General features: G+C 40.4%; 23 protein-coding genes. 3 read left to right on the top strand and 20 right to left on the bottom strand.

Annotated features, from left to right (window positions below; genetic code table 11):
- Positions 1-35: 35 nt before the first annotated feature.
- From ASL11_RS01720 to ASL11_RS01655, 15 genes are all read right to left on the bottom strand, one after another.
- Positions 36-1,244, bottom strand: coding sequence for a polysaccharide pyruvyl transferase family protein (locus ASL11_RS01720; protein ID WP_056609002.1), 1,209 nt, complete (start codon positions 1,242-1,244; stop codon positions 36-38).
- Entirely contained in the window at positions 1,241-2,797 is a 1,557-nt protein-coding gene (gene murJ / locus ASL11_RS01715) for a murein biosynthesis integral membrane protein MurJ (protein WP_056609000.1), read from the bottom strand. Before murJ ends, ASL11_RS01720 begins: the two co-directional genes overlap by 4 nt.
- Positions 2,778-4,112, bottom strand: coding sequence for a hypothetical protein (locus ASL11_RS01710; protein WP_056608998.1), 1,335 nt, complete (start codon positions 4,110-4,112; stop codon positions 2,778-2,780). The genes murJ and ASL11_RS01710 overlap by 20 nt, the downstream gene beginning before the upstream one ends.
- A 29-nt stretch (positions 4,113-4,141) precedes the next feature.
- Positions 4,142-5,200 carry a glycosyltransferase family 4 protein gene (locus ASL11_RS01705; RefSeq protein WP_056608996.1) on the bottom strand — a complete coding sequence of 353 codons (1,059 nt, stop codon included), beginning with the start codon at positions 5,198-5,200 and terminating at the stop codon, positions 4,142-4,144.
- Between the two features lie 12 nt (positions 5,201-5,212).
- Positions 5,213-5,695, bottom strand: a complete 483-nt coding sequence (gene pssE, locus ASL11_RS01700; RefSeq protein ID WP_056608994.1) for a PssE/Cps14G family polysaccharide biosynthesis glycosyltransferase — start codon at positions 5,693-5,695, stop codon at positions 5,213-5,215.
- Positions 5,692-6,150 (bottom strand): PssD/Cps14F family polysaccharide biosynthesis glycosyltransferase, encoded by a 459-nt coding sequence (pssD, locus tag ASL11_RS01695; protein WP_056608992.1) that lies wholly within the window; start codon positions 6,148-6,150, stop codon positions 5,692-5,694. Before pssD ends, pssE begins: the two co-directional genes overlap by 4 nt.
- A gap of 87 nt (positions 6,151-6,237) precedes the next feature.
- On the bottom strand, positions 6,238-6,930 hold the full coding sequence (locus ASL11_RS01690) for a sugar transferase (RefSeq protein ID WP_056608990.1): 693 nt from the start codon (positions 6,928-6,930) through the stop codon (positions 6,238-6,240).
- A gap of 11 nt (positions 6,931-6,941) precedes the next feature.
- Positions 6,942-7,835, bottom strand: a complete 894-nt coding sequence (gene galU, locus ASL11_RS01685; RefSeq protein WP_056608988.1) for a UTP--glucose-1-phosphate uridylyltransferase GalU — start codon at positions 7,833-7,835, stop codon at positions 6,942-6,944.
- A gap of 110 nt (positions 7,836-7,945) precedes the next feature.
- A complete protein-coding gene (locus tag ASL11_RS01680) occupies positions 7,946-8,635 on the bottom strand; it encodes a CpsD/CapB family tyrosine-protein kinase (RefSeq protein ID WP_056608986.1) in 690 nt (229 codons plus the stop codon).
- Entirely contained in the window at positions 8,616-9,371 is a 756-nt protein-coding gene (locus tag ASL11_RS01675) for a YveK family protein (protein WP_056608984.1), read from the bottom strand. The genes ASL11_RS01680 and ASL11_RS01675 overlap by 20 nt, the downstream gene beginning before the upstream one ends.
- 15 nt (positions 9,372-9,386) lie before the next feature.
- The gene (locus ASL11_RS01670) at positions 9,387-10,154 is read right to left on the bottom strand and encodes a tyrosine-protein phosphatase (RefSeq protein WP_056608982.1); all 768 of its coding nucleotides are present in this window, start codon (positions 10,152-10,154) and stop codon (positions 9,387-9,389) included.
- On the bottom strand, positions 10,148-10,588 hold the full coding sequence (locus ASL11_RS01665) for a hypothetical protein (protein WP_056608980.1): 441 nt from the start codon (positions 10,586-10,588) through the stop codon (positions 10,148-10,150). The genes ASL11_RS01670 and ASL11_RS01665 overlap by 7 nt, the downstream gene beginning before the upstream one ends.
- A 133-nt stretch (positions 10,589-10,721) precedes the next feature.
- Entirely contained in the window at positions 10,722-10,874 is a 153-nt protein-coding gene (locus ASL11_RS36250; RefSeq protein WP_157256765.1) for a hypothetical protein, read from the bottom strand.
- A 363-nt stretch (positions 10,875-11,237) separates the two neighbouring features.
- A complete protein-coding gene (locus tag ASL11_RS01660; RefSeq protein WP_056608978.1) occupies positions 11,238-12,236 on the bottom strand; it encodes an LCP family protein in 999 nt (332 codons plus the stop codon).
- Positions 12,237-12,411: 175 nt separating this feature from the next.
- Positions 12,412-12,603, bottom strand: coding sequence for a hypothetical protein (locus ASL11_RS01655; RefSeq protein ID WP_056608976.1), 192 nt, complete (start codon positions 12,601-12,603; stop codon positions 12,412-12,414).
- Between the two features lie 230 nt (positions 12,604-12,833).
- Here ASL11_RS01655 and ASL11_RS35555 point away from each other — a divergent pair, with 230 nt between their 5' ends.
- On the top strand, positions 12,834-13,202 hold the full coding sequence (locus ASL11_RS35555; protein ID WP_082595196.1) for a helix-turn-helix domain-containing protein: 369 nt from the start codon (positions 12,834-12,836) through the stop codon (positions 13,200-13,202).
- A gap of 31 nt (positions 13,203-13,233) precedes the next feature.
- Here the strand turns inward: ASL11_RS35555 and ASL11_RS01650 are convergent, their stop codons facing one another.
- Positions 13,234-13,740 carry a tyrosine-type recombinase/integrase gene (locus ASL11_RS01650; protein WP_056608974.1) on the bottom strand — a complete coding sequence of 169 codons (507 nt, stop codon included), beginning with the start codon at positions 13,738-13,740 and terminating at the stop codon, positions 13,234-13,236.
- Between the two features lie 239 nt (positions 13,741-13,979).
- Here ASL11_RS01650 and ASL11_RS01645 point away from each other — a divergent pair, with 239 nt between their 5' ends.
- The gene (locus tag ASL11_RS01645; protein ID WP_056608972.1) at positions 13,980-14,270 is read left to right on the top strand and encodes a hypothetical protein; all 291 of its coding nucleotides are present in this window, start codon (positions 13,980-13,982) and stop codon (positions 14,268-14,270) included.
- 50 nt (positions 14,271-14,320) lie between these two features.
- On the opposite strand, the gene ASL11_RS01640 is transcribed toward ASL11_RS01645, so the two are convergent.
- Complete coding sequence (locus ASL11_RS01640; RefSeq protein ID WP_056608970.1) at positions 14,321-15,187, bottom strand: metallophosphoesterase; 867 nt, start codon at positions 15,185-15,187, stop codon at positions 14,321-14,323.
- Between the two features lie 197 nt (positions 15,188-15,384).
- Here ASL11_RS01640 and ASL11_RS01635 point away from each other — a divergent pair, with 197 nt between their 5' ends.
- The gene (locus ASL11_RS01635) at positions 15,385-15,558 is read left to right on the top strand and encodes an anti-repressor SinI family protein (RefSeq protein WP_235550357.1); all 174 of its coding nucleotides are present in this window, start codon (positions 15,385-15,387) and stop codon (positions 15,556-15,558) included.
- A 19-nt stretch (positions 15,559-15,577) separates the two neighbouring features.
- Here ASL11_RS01635 and ASL11_RS01630 read toward each other — a convergent pair whose 3' ends face one another.
- The 3 genes from ASL11_RS01630 to glmS form a co-directional block, all read right to left on the bottom strand.
- The gene (locus ASL11_RS01630; protein ID WP_056608967.1) at positions 15,578-15,919 is read right to left on the bottom strand and encodes a helix-turn-helix domain-containing protein; all 342 of its coding nucleotides are present in this window, start codon (positions 15,917-15,919) and stop codon (positions 15,578-15,580) included.
- Positions 15,920-16,072: 153 nt separating this feature from the next.
- Positions 16,073-16,420, bottom strand: coding sequence for a helix-turn-helix domain-containing protein (locus tag ASL11_RS01625; protein ID WP_056608965.1), 348 nt, complete (start codon positions 16,418-16,420; stop codon positions 16,073-16,075).
- An 8-nt stretch (positions 16,421-16,428) separates the two neighbouring features.
- Positions 16,429-18,237, bottom strand: coding sequence for a glutamine--fructose-6-phosphate transaminase (isomerizing) (gene glmS / locus ASL11_RS01620; RefSeq protein ID WP_056608963.1), 1,809 nt, complete (start codon positions 18,235-18,237; stop codon positions 16,429-16,431).
- Between the last annotated feature and the right edge of the window lie 204 nt (positions 18,238-18,441).

The raw sequence follows: 18,441 nt of genomic DNA, 5'->3' as shown, positions 1-18,441 counted from the left end.
CTCACCCCTTTATATATCCATTTGGTTAGGCTCATTTATAGAACTTTAAGAATTTGGGCTGGCAACTCTGCTTCTTCCACAACAAGCGGAATTTCTTTCGCAAGTTTAACCCTTAATTCCTGCCTATTTTGCCAACAATGATGGATCATCTGTATGAAAGACTCGGGTTCAATATCGGAGATATCTACCACAAAGTCATGTAAACCAAGCATTTCCATAATGCCTCTCGTTTTATGTTCATAATTGATGGCGACAGTGGGTATATGATTGGAGAGAGCAAAAATATTGGAGTGCATTCTAGTCCCAACAAACATATCCATTTTAGAATATAAATATTTTAATTCCCGGGGGTGGAAATCAAACTCCAACAATTCAGCAATACGAGTGTCTACTCCTTCTAGCACTTCTCTGCTGATGATTCTATCATCATTAAAGGCATTAGGCCCCAGCACTTGAGGCATTAACAATACCTTCCCCTTATAGGCCTGATGAATATACTGAATCGCATATCGGATACTTGCAATATACTTGGACCGATAAGCTTGCGTATCCTTCATCTCTGGAAAATTCCAATCCCTAACCGTGAACCCAATAATAGGCCCTTCATGTGACTCCTTGATTCTCTCCATCATGCTATCTATCCGTGGAGAACTAACTTCCTGCATAGAAAAGGCGGAATCAGGCACTAATACCACGTTTTCGTTCCTACACCCGATTTTCTCAAGCCATCGTTTGGAAACAGCTTCTCTCAGAAAAATGCGATCTACCTGATCGAGAATCTCCTTCGCCAACTTTTGCATATAGGTATTATAAAAAGGGCCAATGGATTGCGAATAAATAACAACTGGCTTGCCGTAGTTAAAAGCGGTTTTAATCTGAACCAAATGCTGCATAAGCGCGACACTAAATCTGTGTGAAAGTAAAAATCCTCCTCCACAACTGACCACCACATCCGCCCATTCATAATCATCTGACTTTATTTTTCTTAGGTTCTTCAAATAAGGCAGCAGCCTCAATACCGATCCAATCTTTTCTATTTTCGAAGTATCGGGGTCAATCGAAACATTATCTACACAAGAAGTAACCTGTTCTTCATAAAATTCATTATCTATCTCTGGGAATCTACTATGAATGCGAATACTGCAATCGATATTGTGTTTTTTGATCGCATCAATCATCGAAAGTACAATTCCTGCATCTCCTTTATTCTTGGAGGAATGGGCATTAATAATTAAGATATTCATCCTAGCTTCATCTCCTTTTTCCTATGAAAGATTAGCTTTTTCATGAAGACGATAAGGTCATCTTCTTTCATGACAAGTAATAGAGCAATAAAAGTGAAGTAGGCTAACAGCGTGTATAAGCTCAATCCAATAACCGTGTAAAATGTATTCATTACGAATAAGCTTCCGAACAAATGAACCAGCTTTAGCAAATAGATGGCTAATCCGCATCCTCCCATGGCCACAGAGAGTTTAATCATTTTTCGGATAAAATCTTTCGACCACACGAAATCTTTTTTCTTTTTTAGTAAGATAGCCGTAATAACAGCTGTGACGATAAATGCCATACTTGCTGATAACCCGAGCCCTATGATACCCATCGTTTTCACTAAAATGAAACTGAGAACAATGTTCACCAATGTGCCAGAAATCATAATATAGGTCGGTGTTTTCGTATCTCCGTAACTATAGAAAGCTCTCAATGTGACCTCTCTGAACCCAATGGCAATGATCCCTATGGAGTAGGCCCAAAAAATAGCTGAAGTCATTGCCGTGGCTTGCGCATCAAAACTTCCTCTTTCTAAAAGTGTTTGGACGATGACATGACTAAAAGACATGAATATGACGGTTAGAGGCATTAAGAGAATGAACAGTGAAAACAAACTATTGTGCGTTAGTGTACTAACTTTCTCGTAATCTTGGTTATGTGAAAGCCGTGATAGTTCAGGGAACGTAAGTGTAATTACGGGGGTAATACAGATGCCGGTCGCTATCCCCCTTAAATTAAAGGCATAGGACAGAGCAGCAATTGCTCCCTCAGAGATGCCTGAAGCCAATATCCGGTCTACGACGGAATTAAATTGCGTGAAGCCAGAGCTAATCATGATCGGATAGAGCAATAGCAAGAATGTCTTAGAGTTTGAACTCCAAAGCTCCACATTTCTGACGACTTTATATTGATGACCTTTAATCAGTAAGTAAAGTATGACAAGTTGTAGGACATAGGAGACCAGCGTTATAACGGCAACGCCAACAATCCCGTACTTATCTGCGAATAACCAAAGATAGGCAATAATAATGAGGTTATTGGGGAGGATGCTAGCTGCTGAAGCCATATAATCATGAAATGTATTCAACATTAAGGTATAGATCTGAATGGCGATGACAATAAATACGAGAGGGAATAATATTCTCACTAGCGTTATGGCCATGGCTTCCGCTTCCTCTGTTAAGCCAGGCGCAAGTAGATGAATAAAATGTTGTGTAAATACGATTACCAACGTATAAGCCACAATAAAAATAGCCAAAAACAGGAATAACACATTGTTCGTAAATAGATTCGATTTTCTTTTATCCGAAGCAAAATTAACGAATAAGGGAAGAAACACGCTGCTAAGTGTAAAGGAGAATGTGATAGCTAACATAGTTGGCGTTAACGCAACGTAATAAGCATCTGCCAGTGAAGAAGTCCCGTAATTTTTGGCTATCAATATCTCCCTTGTAAATCCGAGTAACTTACTTACTATGGTGATCAAAAATAAGACTAGCCCCGTTTTAAACAGTACTCGAGTCATAGGAATACTTCCTTTTGGCATAGAGTTGTACGCTCGCCTGACTATTTAGTAAGTGATCTCCTTTTTCAACTTGAGAGGCTGCCATGCCCATGACCGCAAAAATAAAAATATACTGTGGAGAGCCATTAAATATTTGCTCCCCTAACGATTCTACCAAGCTCTGAATGATGATAAATAAAGAAAAGAGGAGAAATACTTTCCCATTCTTGCTAACTCCTGCATCATGTAATTTCACATAAATCCCTCTCATGACGTAGATAAAGAAAGAAATAAATAGGATGGTTCCCAGAATGCCAACCTCACCAATAATCGATGGCCAGTACGTATCGGTTGCCCACTTCGGATCATCAGGGCTCAAACCGTATACACTTTGCAAACCATATTCATAATAAACAGGACTGTAGTCCACTCTAGCGATCCAACTCCCGAATCTCCCGAATCCTTCCCCTAGCGGAAAATCATGAAGGCCAATTGTAAATCCCGTGTGATACAAGGCTTTACGAGCCGAGTCCATATAATCTACGGAAATGTATCTGTCTATGGTTAACATGGTCAGATTGTTTATCATGTCTCCAAAAAACAAGTAGATGATGATGCCTACGCACGCAAGTGCTGCCGTATAGATGCGTTTCTTCATGGCAACTAAAGTTAAGATAACGGCTATTGCCAGCAACACCTTAAATCGCAGCGAAAGAAACGCAAGTATAAAGAAAACAATCGTATAGATGAGTGATTTTTTGGGTTTGTGAACGAGATAATGCGATAAATAGTACAGACCTACAAATACCATAAACCAGCCATATGTACCTGGATGAATAAAAAATGATTGCACACTTACTAAATTAGATCTCGCATCTAACAGATTATTCGTATGCAAGAAATTTCGAAACTGCTCATGGAATAAGAGATCAACAAGCGCAAAAACAGCTGCCAACCCACCAAGAACCTTAAAAAAACGTATCAGTTGCCGAATATTATTTTCGTTCATCGTTAGGTTTTTAAAAATAAAAAATAATAAAAACCCTTTAATCGTTAATAATCCACCTGCTACCGTTGTACTTATTGGCACTTGATGAATGGTACTTGACAGCAGTCCAAAAAACAGCACCCCTATCGTAACTAACGACAAGATCAATGTACTTTTCTTAATTCTAAAATTTGATTTAACCATAATGATACCTATGCTTCCTATAATGAAGAATTCGTCCATGTAAGATAAATAGCTGCCTAACGTGCTGTTCATATTGATGGTTATTAGATCCTGGGCAAACATAAATAAGAAAAAGCACAAGATACCTCTCATCGTTAGGCTCATTATGAATCATTCCTTTTAGATGCTATTTGTCATTTTAAAATAAGCCTTTGATACATGTGTGATAATTCTTTCATCAGCATATTGATATCGAATTGATTATGAATCAATGTCCTGTTCTTCTCTCCCATTGTAACAATCGTGTTCTGGTCGTGAATTAGAATTTCCAGTGATTTCGTTAGTCCCTCGATGTCACCGGGCTCATTGAGATAACCATTTTCCCCATGTTGGATAAGCTCAGGTATTCCTCCTACGTAAGTTGAAATAACCGGCAATGAAAAATTCATAGCTTCTAAGATGGCCATTGGCAACCCTTCATGGTAGGAGGGCAGCACTAGCATATCTGCTTTTCTTAGCAATTCTTCCTTCTCATGTACGTTAATCCAACCTAGCACTTCAACCATATCCTCGATTTGATAGTCTTTTAGTAGTTGTTTCACTTCCGTAATTTCGCCATCACCAGCTAATAAGAACTTACTTTTAACTTCTTTTTCTTTCAATTTTTTAATGGCTAGAAGCAGATCATATACTCCCTTTCGCTCTCCCAATCTCCCTAGGAAAAGACAAGTGGGTGTAGAATTCGTCCGGCTAACTTGCTCCTCCATTTTAAAAACCCCGTTATAAAGAATCTCTATTTTCCTATGTGGAACAATGGTAGAGAAATATTTTTTCCATTCTTGCGATAAAACCACTAATAAATCAACGCGATTTAGGATGAACTGACAATATCTCTTTTGAAACCAATTGTGATTATAAAAATCATCGAAGCTTGCTGCATGTATGTGCAGGATGATGGGAACTCTGACTATTTTACCAATCATCACCATCATGGATTTCCTGTAAAAGCTCCCTCCATTGGACATATGAATATGAACGATATCTGGCCGATTCCAAAACAATTGATATAGATAGCGAATTAGACCTACTATGAAAATGTGCAATCGTGCTAGTACGCTCCCTGTAATGTAAGTTTCCACTCTAGTTAGCTCATAGCTTTCCGTGAGATTCGATTGCTCAATATTTCTTATGACCGTAACGATTCCACCCATATCCTTTAACGATGAACCTACCACAAGTATCTTGGATTTCATCTGGCTCCCCTCCTATCCTAAGGTTTGGATATATGCCTTAATTGCGTAAAGGAGGTTGGATTCCTCTTGTATGTATGTGTTGAAGTGCAGATGATCGATCTCCGAAACAAGAAGCCTTAATTGATCCACGTTTTCTGCAACCTGAATGTATCCTTTTTCTTGAAAAGCAGATGAAATTTCGGATTGATGATCATCTACATGTTCGCCTAATATCTTTTTTCTAGGCATAACAATAACTTTTTTCCCACAATTGAGCGCATTGAGAATAGATCCGATTCCACCATGCGTAATGCATACGTCGCACTCTTTGGTTAATTTAGCTATGTCATCTAGTTCGTAAAAGTCGGAATACGGATAATGCCTGGGCTTATAATCCGAATATCCAATCTGGGCGATAACGGAATCTGTCAATACGCCTTCTTCTACTAATAGATCTACTGCACGTAATAAGCGATTGAATTGAAATCTCTGCGTACCTACCGTTATAAGGATCAATATAAGCTCCCCCTGTACGTCCCTTCCGGATAAACGTCTCTTAATTGCTCCCATTGAATATAAAATTGATCTGCAATTTTATAAATGAACCTACCGGTTACACTCGATGTATACACTTTAGCAAAGCTTTCAATGTACACAATTTTCGACCCGAACATTTTCCCTAGCAAGCAGAGTCCAAGTACAGCGCCCGCTCCGGTAGTTATTATTACTTTAGGCCTCTCTTTGACTAAGATATACAAGGACATTAACAAATTAAGGAGTAGATGAAGAATTAGAAAGAGATTTTTTCTTTCCTGCTGTGCTAAGAAATAAACCCTTTCTTGGTTTTTCAGAGTCCGACTCATCTCGCTCTGCTCTGTAATAATAAAGTAGTTATGTTCAGCAACTGCTGGAATGATCTTCTTCAATTCACCCAAGTGTCCTCCAGTGGAACTAGCTAAACAGATCTTCATCTAAGCTCTCTCCTTTTTGGGGATAACTGGGCAATGCACGGCACATCCCCAGTTATCATCAATCAAATGAACGAATTCAGACTTCAATTAATAAGCATTTTTAGAACCGAGCAAGGCGCTAAATGTTTTCAGAATGATTTTTAATTCAAATGAGATTTTCCGCTCACGAATATAAGTCAAATCCAATTCCACCATTTCCTCAAATCCAACATCGTTCCTCCCACTAACCTGCCATAACCCCGTACACCCAGGAGTAACTTGCAAACGTTGCTTATGATAGGAGCTGTACTGCTCAACCTCACGAAGGAGTGGCGGTCTAGGCCCTACTAAACTCATATCCCCTTTCAACACATTCCATAATTGTGGAAGTTCATCCATACTTGTTTTTCGCATAAATTTCCCGACTTTGGTAATACGGGGGTCTTCTTTCATTTTAAACATATGACCTTCCACTTCATTTTGATCGAGTAGATCCGCAAGAAGTTCTTCTGCATTCGATACCATCGATCTAAACTTGTACATGTTGAATACTTTCTCGTCTTTACCTACTCGCTGCTGATAAAAGAATATGGATCCCTTCGGATCTTCTAACTTCATACGAATAGCCAGCACAATGAACAAGGGCAAGCAACAAAGAAGTCCAAAACATGCACCTATAATATCCAATACTCGTTTAGCAATTAAATAGTAAACCATGGAGCTATCTGCGTTTTTCCATCTCGTTCTAGGATAGTATTGGTTTGCTTCGATCACCGATGAATCGTTGGATAATTTAGACATTGGTTTCCCTCCTAACCAATCGCGCGAGGTGACTTTTCACGTTTCAGCACTTCATTGAGCGCCTGTAACAGTGGCACCCTAAGCTCATTGTTCCGAAGAGCGAAATCTAACGAAGTAAGGATAAACCCGAGCTTTTCACCCACATCATACCTAATCCCATTAAAATGATAGGCATACACATTCTGTATCTCATTCAGTTTCGAAATGGCATCCGTCAGTTGGATCTCTCCTCCTGCACCACGTTCCTGAAGGTCGAGAAATTCAAATATTTCTGGCGTAAGAATGTAGCGTCCCATAATGGCAAGCTTGGAAGGCGCAGTCCCTGGTTGTGGTTTTTCCACAAGATTGCGAACTTGATACAATTTCCCATTCCTATTCACAGGATCAATGATGCCATAACGTTTGGTTTCTTCCTCAGAAACAGGCTGCACGCCAATTACGGAGCATTGCGTTCGTTCATATTGATTCATCAATTGTTTCAAGCAAGGTACGTCCGCAGTTACAATATCATCACCTAGCAACACAGCGAAGGGCTCGTTACCAATAAAGCGACGCGCACACCAAACGGCATGACCAAGTCCTTTCGCTTCCTTTTGACGAATATAATGAATGTCTACTTTGGCCGGCCTCAGAATTTCCTCAAGAAGCTCCAACTTGCCTTTCTCCGCTAAGCTGTATTCTAATTCAAAGGCATTGTCGAAATGGTCCTCGATGGCGCGCTTTCCTTTCCCCGTCACAATGATGATGTCTTCAATTCCTGATTCAACAGCTTCTTCAACGATGTATTGAATGGTCGGCTTATCGACAATGGGCAGCATTTCTTTCGGCATCGCTTTCGTTGCGGGTAAAAATCGGGTCCCTAAACCAGCTGCAGGAATAATTGCTTTCCTTACTGTTCTCTCCATCCAATACTCCTCCTAATATCTCTTCTCTATTTAGCTTCTTTTGTTGGTTTTAAAAAAACCAGGCATGCTGTCTTCTTGATGAAAACAACACGACTCGATCTTTTAACTAGTTATTCCTTATCTCCATAATAGTAATAATAGGCAGCGTCACTTTTCCTATGACGTTTGTTGTTGAGGACGACACCTAGAATCTTTGCCTGAACCCTTTCTAAGTTATGAATAGCCTTTCTTGCCATATCTCGTTTGACTTTCCCATCACTAATGACCATGACAACACCATCACATTTGGTTGCTAAAATTTGTGCGTCTGCCACTGCTAATGTTGGCGGTGAATCAATAATGATGACATCAAATCTGGCTGTCATTTCTTCCAGGAAAGCGGTCATTTTCTGTGACATTAGCAATTCAGATGGGTTTGGAGGAATGGGACCAGAGGTAATCAGAGATAAATTCTCAATCGACGTCTCACTGATAAACTCATCAAATTGAGTTCGATTCACAATGGCGCTAGTCAAACCATACCGATTCGACACACCAAAATAATGATGAATGGTTGGCTTACGTAAATCAGCATCAACAATAAGTACCTTCTTCCCCTCTTGTGCGTAGGCAACGGATAAGTTCGCAGCTGTTGTTGATTTCCCTTCTCCAGGCTGCGCCGATGTAACTAGAATCGTCTTCATGATGCGGTCAATGGATGAAAACTGAATGTTCGTTCTTAAGGTTCGATAAGATTCGGACACATGAGATTTAGGATGCAATTCCGTAATGAGCTGATGCCTATTGATTAGCGTTCGCATATACCGTATCGCCTACCTTTCTATGTGATTTAGAAGGAGCTTTGCTTAGCATGTCTTCTGGCTTTACTCTAGAAATGGTTGCAAGTGTAGGTAAGCCAAGATATTGTTCAATGTCGACTTCCGACTGGATGGAATCATCCAAATAATCTAAGAGGAACACGAGGCCAACAGCAAACATGAGGGACAGGACGAATGCGATCGCCACATTCATGATCATATGGGGTGAAACAGGACCTTGATTATCCTCGGGCTTTGCTTCATTCAAAATAACAACATTATCTACCTTCATAATCGAAGGTATTGTATTCTTGAATACTTCGGAGACGGCATTCACTGTCTTAGCTGCCTTCTCTGCTGATAAACTTCTAATTGATATGGTCATCACTTGCGTATCCACCGTTGAACTCACAAGAATCATGTCCATGAGCTCAGCGCTTGTCACACCAAGCTCTGGATACTTCGCAACCACATTATCGAGGATGGCAGGGGTTAGAATAATTTCCTTATAGGTCTTAATCAACAACGCATTCGTCCGTATGGAATCGTAATCGAGATTATCCCTTCCTTGAATGTCCGACGATTTATTGACGATGATCTTAGAACTCGCTTCATACAGGGGAGCTATCAAATAGTAGCTCACAAGCCCAGTCACTACACTTGCCAAGAGCACAATGCTTGCAATCAACCCTATCTTTTTTTGAACAATGGTCAAATATTGTCTGAGTTCAATTTCCATTGTGACCTCCAATAGTTAATGTAATGGTAGAGACCACAACCTCCGTTTATATGGAATGGTCTCCGTCACGATCGTCTCATTTCGTATGACACATGCCGCGTTAATGGAATACCTCTCCAGAGCTTTACGACCCTGAACCTTTTCCAAATACGAAAAAGCTTCTGCTAAATTACTCCTCCTACTGGCCAAATTATGCGCATCCGAAGCGATCAAATGAGCTAATTGCGATTTGCACACATACATGGCGAACTTTTGTATTTTGCGACCAAATCGTCCCATCAAGGACTGCGAAGTAATCTGGCACAGGCATCCCTGTTCCACGTAGCTGTGAAGCAAGCGGGGATTTACTATAAAATCAAGCTGCCTTTCCGGATGTGCGAGGATAACTGTTAAACCAAGTACGTGCAATTCATACAAGACCTCGTCAAAATAACTAGGAATACCTGTTGGAGGCAGCTCAAGCAAGACATACTGGCTATGATTCAGTGTTCGAATGCATCCTGCATCCAAGTCAAGAAGAAGTCCCTTAGAGACTCTAACTTCTTGGCCTGGAAGGATACGAACGGGAATACGACGCGTCTCAAGCTCATCATTCAGCTCTTGAACAGCAAGATCAACCTTCTCTGCAATATTGTCGTGTCTTCCATCACCATGGTGAGGCGTGGCCACGATGGTATGAATACCTTCACTGAAAGCAAATTGAGCCATTTCGATTGCTTCATCCCATGTTCTAGCGCCATCATCCATACCAGGTAAGATATGACAATGTGTATCAATCAGCATGAAACATCCATTGTTGTCTTATTGGTCAGCTCCATGGCATTGAGATAACCACGCACGGCTTTCTCAAATTCATTCTTAAATTGATGCTCCCAATAACGGAGAGTTTGGAGCACAATGGCCCCTGTCGGGGTTTCTTCCTCCAACCACTCCACGGCATAGACATAGCCATTCTCTAACTGGCTTCTTTCACGAAGCACCCCGCTTAACGATATGTCTTCGTTATGAAACTTAAATTGGAAACACCAAATCACATTTTCATTTATGGGTAGACTTAAATAAGAAGTGAAGCCCATTTGCGAAGGACTAATGTCGATCACTTTGAACGGCGTATACTTGGATTCCAGCATTCGCCCATCAATCTGTTTAATATTCATCAAACCATAACAAGGGTATCTCAAAACCATTTCTGATCCTTCAGCAAACGATGTAGTCATCTATTCCCCTCCTTAATGTTACGATATGTATCATCTTGAGCCTGACTACAACAGGTGCTGACTTCCATGTGCGACTAGTGTGGCGTACGTAAATGAGTTTATAGGGGATTGTTTGGACGCGATGCGATGTTTGTTATCGCTCGGGAGTGAGGGGAGCATTGTTGGGATTAGCTTGGAGGGGTTTCTTCGACTGGCCTTCTTTCCACAACAGAAACTGTTGCAAATCCAGTCCCAAATGTCTTAAAACATCTTTAATCTCAAGTGTAACTGGCTTATCTTTTTCCATAAAAGAGCACCACTCCTGATCATGTTATGTTTTATGACATTTCGCTTTAATTCTGCTTTCAATTTATGATACATCTCGTATCTTGTCAAGAGGATTTCACAAAATAAGAAAGTTCAATAGATCCTCAAAACTTGTATAGCACATGTGAAAATTACATCATCTGTTTTCAAAGTTATGCCCGTAAACCCTCGGATATGCTCAGAATCCTGTATAGATTTGAGCAAGAAATCTTGTAAGCGCACCCAAGTCTGATAGAATCAGCGGCTCTCGTACGATGTTCATTTTTTTAAAAAACAATTCCAATCACTCAGATACGAATCGTATCTAAAGTGCGAAAGTTGGTTCTTTTTTGACCGCATAACTTTAATCTTTAAATAACGTAGCGCTGATTTCCTTCACCTTCACCATATCCGGAATCCAATAATATAACCGTGAATGGACTAAAGGATCCATCTCATAGCCACTTTGGCCAGGAACTTGCTTGGTTGTAAAATCATCTGCTGTCATTCCTTTAAACAGCCAGGCTAAGCTAATGATATCGTTATCCTGGAAATTGGTATCCACCATATCTTTCTTGACCTTTGATAACAAACCTGCGATTTCTCCAATATGCTCTGGTCTTAATATTTCTGTCGCAACTGTTTTTAATAGCTGTGTTTGCTCGCTCTGCCTGTCGAAATCTCCATTCGCAAAAGCATATCGTTCTCTTGCTAAGCTCAGCGCCAATTTGCCATCAATATGCTGCTTTCCTTGAGGTAGTGTCACACCAGAATGAAGTAAATATATATCATTTTCAACCTCTACATTTACGCCGCCAATGGTATCGATGAAATCCTCAAAACCTTTAAAATTCGTCTTCATGTAATAATTGATCGGTACATCTAGAAAATTGGATACGGTTTGAAGCGCTTCTTTCGTCCCCTCCTCGTTACCTCCCCGCATCTCACCAAGGATATGAGCATGGTTTATTTTGGTGTATCCCACACCTTCTATGTAGACGCGACTGTCTCTGGGGATGGAAATCATATTGATTTTACGCGTGCTGGGAATAATGTGCATAACGATTACAACATCCGATCTAGCGTTCTCATCACCTCTGGCATCTGTCCCAAGAAGAAGCACATTGAATGATTTTATCGGTTTAGCAGGTACTTGCTGCGTAACTTGAAGTGTTGGCTCTACTGCAACTTTAGGCTGAATGACCGTCACTCCTTCCTCAATAGGAACCGATGGTCGGCTTAAAACGGGCACATCTACTTGCTCAAAATGACGAACGGGCTCATATTTCCAATAAACACCTAATCCCCCCCCGATGATTCCAACAAAGAGACAGCCTGCAGTGTACACTACCCAACGACGCATGTAGTCACTCCTTTAACTTCCCTATTTATTAGATACGTATTGTATCATCGAGATTATAGAAATACAAGAAAGAAAACAAATAATAAGCCACGTCTCTTATCCAACTAAGAGAACGTGGCTTATTGGTGATCACAAGTCCATTTCATGTCTCTCATGCTGCTCCCGCCTTATCCGATCAAATCCAACTCGCAACAGCCATTCCTTCAACATAACTCGGAAAATAAATAGGTTGCATGGTCTCGCATTTCATACAATGGGCCAATGGAATTGTTGTATGGTAGTAGCCTGTCTTAAAAATCTTTTTGGCATAGCACTTATCCATCATTGCATTGCATTCGACACAAAATACTTTTTCATAATTAATCATCTATTCCCACCCCTTAATGTATGACTAAATGTCGTAACCTGTTACAATATGTATATAATATTCATTATATGATACATTTCGTAACTTATCAAGAGGTTATTAATTATTTCAAATACATTTTGTATCTAGTCAAATGAATCTCTGCTTTGTTATAATTATCTTCTGGTATATTTCGTTAATGATAGTGGATATAATAATTGAATGATTATGAACAGTGAGGACTGATCAAGCTGAAATACGGAGATCGAATTGCACTCTTACGTGAAAAAAGAGGACTAACCCAAGAGGACTTATCCGTCAAAATAGGTATTTCCAGAGCATCCCTGTCTCACTATGAGACCAATCGCCGCGAACCTGATTATGAAACTATTAATAAGATTGCAAATTTTTTCAATGTTTCTATTGATTATTTGCTAGGGCGTACAAACCATCAACAAACGGTTTTGGATGAAGATGTACGAGACTTTGTCGAAAATTTGGATTTAACAGACGAGGGTATACTACAGAAGTTTTCATTAACAGTGGATGGAAAACGATTATCTGCCGAGGAAGCAAGAAGATTTATTGCTTTTGTTAGGGCTGAGCGTTCATTAGAGTAATTACTAGCTGCTCTCAACGCTCAGCCTTCCATTAGTTGTTGACACCAATATACTTTAAAGTCACGGATGGTGCTGACTGATTAAACAAATCTCTAAGTACAGAGACATTTCTCGTTTTGAGGTAGTAATGATAGCCATAGGTCTTACGAAGGGTATGCGTACCTATATCTGTTAAGCCTACCTGCTTTGCAGCCTGATTAAGAATCCGATAAACACGAATTCGCTTAATAGGGTGACCTGTACGCTGGGAAGGAAATAAGTAATTGTCTTCATCCATATATTGGACATATTCCTTAATATAAGCCTTCAGCTGCGAAGAAAGCTGGAATGTCTTTACTTTCCCCGTTTTCTCCTCTCTTACACTCACAATATTTCGATCCGTTACATCTTTTACTTTTAAATAGAGAATATCACTAAGATGGAGTCCTGAATTAATTCCAATTGTGAAAAGCAGCCAGTCACGAACCGATTGTTCTTTCAACACTTCCTGAATTTGCTCAATTTTCTCTTGTTCTCTAATTGGTTGAACAACTTGCATGAGTAGCACCTCACATGACCTTAATTAGTTTCATAGGATATGTTACGATATGTATCTATTGATATGTGGAGCTATCATTTTATTGGCATACCACTCCCTTTTCATCTATCATGTTACATATTGTATCATAAAATTAAGAAATGATCTATGCTTTCACCGTTCTCAAAACCTATTATTTGCTGTATAATTCTTAATAAAGAACAATTTTCAGTTACTATTCAAGAAGGGAGGCCGTGAAAATGTTTAAATTTCTCAAACTACCTTTTATTCTTCTACTCTCTAGCGCAATTATGTTTCCCGCCTATTCGTCAGCATCATCAGGTACAAGTAACTCTGACAATCATTTGCAAAGTAGCCCTCATAGTTTTTATCACTTTTTCACAAATTTTTTCAACGATCCCACCGAAGTGAATGCCGAATTAAATGATTTTATCGCAAGCTGGAATCATCAAGATTTTAATGATGTCGACTGGGAATCGGATGAAGCTATTAGTTCGCTGGATATTTGGAAGAAGTGGTTCTGTTATTAGGCAAATAAAACCTCCGTTGCTTCATTTTCATAGCAGCGGAGGTTTTACATTTATATGAGCTTCGTCTCCAGGACGAATACAGTAATTTCAGGTCGGCAATTGAATCGAATCGGTAATAAGGTCGTACCAATACCCCGATTGGTGTACACATGGAACTCCGTTCCGTCAAAGTTATACAAACCTATCGAGTACTTCTGGCCTAGGTCTGGTGTGAATACACTTCCATAGAAAGGGATACGAATCTGCCCACCATGACTGTGGCCGGAAAGTTGTAAATCGACAGCATAGCTCGAAGCCAAGTCCGCAAAATCAGGCTCATGTGCGAGCAAGAGGACGAATTCATCTTGGTCTATCCCTTTTAGGGCGAGTGGTAGATTAGGTTTACCATGGAACATCTCATCCACACCGACGATATGAATACTTTCATCTCCTCGGCTGATTCTCTGGCTTCCATTGACGAGTACTTTAAAACCAGATTGCTCCAATACCTCCGTTATTCGTGTCGCATCCATACGCAGATCATGATTGCCTAGTACCGCAAATTTCCCATATGTCGCATGAAGCTGAGATAGAATGGGAATCACGTCATTCGATATTTCGCCTTGTCTGGAATCAAATAAATCGCCAGTAAAAACAAGGATGTCAGGTTCTTGTCGCTGCAGCAGCTGGGCCAATCTAGTTAAATGAGCTAAGCCATAATACTTGCTAATATGGGTATCGCTGAACTGTACGATTCGCATACCCGCGAACGAAGCTGGATAACGCTTGTATGCTAGTTTGACCGTCGTTGTCTGGATCCAATTCGGCTCACCGAAAATACCATATGCACCGCTCATCCCCGCTAATATCCCTAGAGAACCAACCGCCAATAGACTATGCTTGAGGAATGACCTGCGACTTAAGGGGGTATCGTCCATGCTGCGTCCGCCTCCTAACTAGGTCTAAAGACTTGTATCACATACAAAATAATACATAATCCCCTTCTCGATTCATGATACAGTTTGTATAATTTTAATGTGAACGGGATTGATTTCGGAGAAAAAACATGCGATAATACATATAACGATACAAAGCGTATCTTACACAGAAAGTTTTGGAGGGGTCGGTTGTGAATATGCTAAAGCAAATGGAAATAGAAGAGTATGACGCAGAGTGGATCAATCTTATTATGAGTGCTCGTAAGATGGGACTTACCATGGAAGATATCCGCGCATTCTTAAGAAGCCCCTTCCAACCCAAGAAACTAGCACAAATCACAAATGAAAATGATCCTTGCATGTCCCCATAAGTTTACATAGCAATGCTAGCTATTCATCGTTAGGCCGTTTCATTCTCCATTTATTGAAATCCAAAAACTCCCGAAATTGCTGCTTATCTACACCAGAAGTCATTGCTTCTTTAATAATTTCATACCATTCCTCATCTAACTCTCGCTCACCTACAGCTATCTCTTCTTGATCATCAATAAGTCTGTCGACAGGCACTTTTAGTACAGCTGCAATCTTCTCTAGAAACTGGATAGAAGGATTCTTTTGGATATCTCGCTCTAGGCTGCTAATATACGATTTGGCCACACCTGCCCGCTCAGCTAATTCTGTGAGGGACAGGCCCTTTTCTTTCCTTAATTGTTGTACGCGTTTACCAATCATATTAGATCTTCCCTTTTAAAATGTAATAGTTGCTCCTATAAGTATAACAGAATTCCTATTAAAGAACAAATATTGTTCCCAATAAAGAACAACACTAGCCCCCTGAGGGGCTAGTGTTTACTTCGCTATCATGAATAAGTTCAAATGATCTCATCAGACACTCGTTATTTTGTCATTATGCCATTTCATAAACTCTATCAATATTTTCAACTCATGGATCCGTTCCTTTTTAATGCCTGATTTTTTCAAGTCTGCAATAAAATCCATCCATTCTTGATCAAGCTGCTGATTGGTTTCCACTTCTACAGCAATTTTCAAAAGTATTTTCAGATCAACCTTGAGAACCAAAGCAATTTTCTCGATTACATGAATGGAAGGATTCTGTTTCAAATTCCTCTCAATGTTGCTTAAATAGGACTTGGAAATACCTGTCCGTTCCGAGAGCTCGGACAATGTATACCCCCTTTGCTTACGAATACTCGATATATTGTGACCAATCATCGTTATCATCACTCCACAGTGACACTTTTGGCAAGATTTCTGGGCTTATCAATATCACAGCCCCGATATTTAGCTGCATAATAAGAAATTAATTGTAATGGAATCACTGACACCAAAGGGGTTAGCAGCTCTTGGACGGCAGGCAGCACAATCTGATCGCCTCTCTCCTCTGATCCTTCCATGGTAATCATACACACATTGGCACCACGTGCCATGATTTCTTGCACATTGCTTCGAACATTCGCACGAATATGTGACTGTGTAATGAGAGCAATGGCAGGTGTCCCCTCCTCAACTAAGGCAATTGTGCCGTGCTTGAGTTCCCCACCTGCGAACCCTTCAGCTTGGATGTACGATATCTCCTTCAGCTTTAAGGCGCCTTCTAATGCAACATAATAATCTACCCCTCTGCCAATGAAGAAACAATTTCGGGAGGAAGTGAGATATTTCCAAACGACTTCTTCCATCATCTCTTTCTTATTAATCAGAATTTCCATAGCGTTCGCGGCGATACTCAGCTCATGAAAAGGGTTAATACCATACAACTGCTCCATGCCTTTCTCTCTTACACTATCGAAGGCAAGCAACGCTAATACAGCAATTTGCGCTGTGTAGGCTTTCGTTGAAGCTACAGCAATCTCTGGTCCTGCATGCGTGAGTAACGTATAATCCGCTTCACGAGATAGTGTCGATCCTGGTACGTTAGTAATCGTAACGGTAGGATACCCTATCTGTTTAATCGCAACCAATACACCTCGGCTATCTGCCGTTTCGCCGCTCTGCGAAATAAAGATAAACAGCGGATTCGCGGACAAGATAGGCCTGTTATACAGAAACTCGCTGGCGATATGGGCTTCAACTGGGATGTTAGCGATCTTCTCGATCAGTTGCTTACCAACTAAACCAGCGTGATAACTGGTTCCACAAGCAATGATATAGATGCGATCCGCCATTGTCATACGTTCGCGCAACTGAGGGTCAATCAAGATTCCCCCCTGGCCATCCTGATATTTGGATATTACCTTGCGAATAACCACTGGCTGCTCGTCAATCTCCTTGAGCATATAGTGCGGGTATAAACCTTTCTCTATATCGCTGGCATCCAGTTTTACTTGAAATGGTCTTCTTTGAATCGTTTCACCATCTAAGTTCTTAATTGTTTTGGAATGCTGGCGAAGAATAACCATCTCTTCATCCATCAATTCGACGAATTGATTCGTAAGCTGCAGCATCGCCATCGCATCGCTCGCAATAACATGGAAATCGGATCCAAGACCGATGAGTAAAGGACTTTTATTTTTGCCAACATAAATGGTTTCTGTGTCCTGACTATCTAATACAGCAACAGCATATGAACCTTTAATTGCTAGAAGCAATTGCCGAAAAGCCTCCTCGACAGATAATCCACTTTCCACAAGTTGCTCCATCTTTTGTACAATGACTTCCGTGTCCGTATCACTAGAGAATGGAATATGAGCAAGGGAGTTCTCCTTCAGCTCTTGATAATTCTCAATCACACCATTATGTACGACCGTGAATCTACCATTGTGACTTTGATGAGGATGTGCATTGCGCTTACTTGGTTTGCCATGCGTTGCCCATCTTGTATGACCAATTCCCATCCGCGCCCCTTGCTCCGAATCAATAACTTCGCGAAGTGCCGCAATTCGACCTTTTTCTTTATACAGATGTAGGCCGCTCTCGTTTAGAATAGCAATACCCGAAGAATCATACCCTCGATATTCAAGCTTTTCTAGTCCCTTGACCAGTATTTCCTTCGCATCCTGACTGCCAATATATCCTACAATTCCGCACATTCGCATTACCTCCCCAATCTCAATTCTCAATAAAGAACAATAAGGCAGTATTTAGGAATAACTGAATAGATTTGTCTATTTATTCATACGTTTGTACAGAAGGGAGGAATCATGCCATGACTTCATTTTGGATAAACGTATGGAGAAAGGTGATACGTAGGTACCATAAATTCATGCATGACTACAACTATATCCTCTATCGGG

The sequence above is a fragment of the Paenibacillus sp. Soil750 genome, assembly GCF_001428045.1.
Taxonomy (GTDB): Bacteria; Bacillota; Bacilli; order Paenibacillales; family NBRC-103111; genus Paenibacillus_E; species Paenibacillus_E allorhizoplanae.
This window is presented reverse-complemented; position numbering and strand designations above follow the sequence as displayed.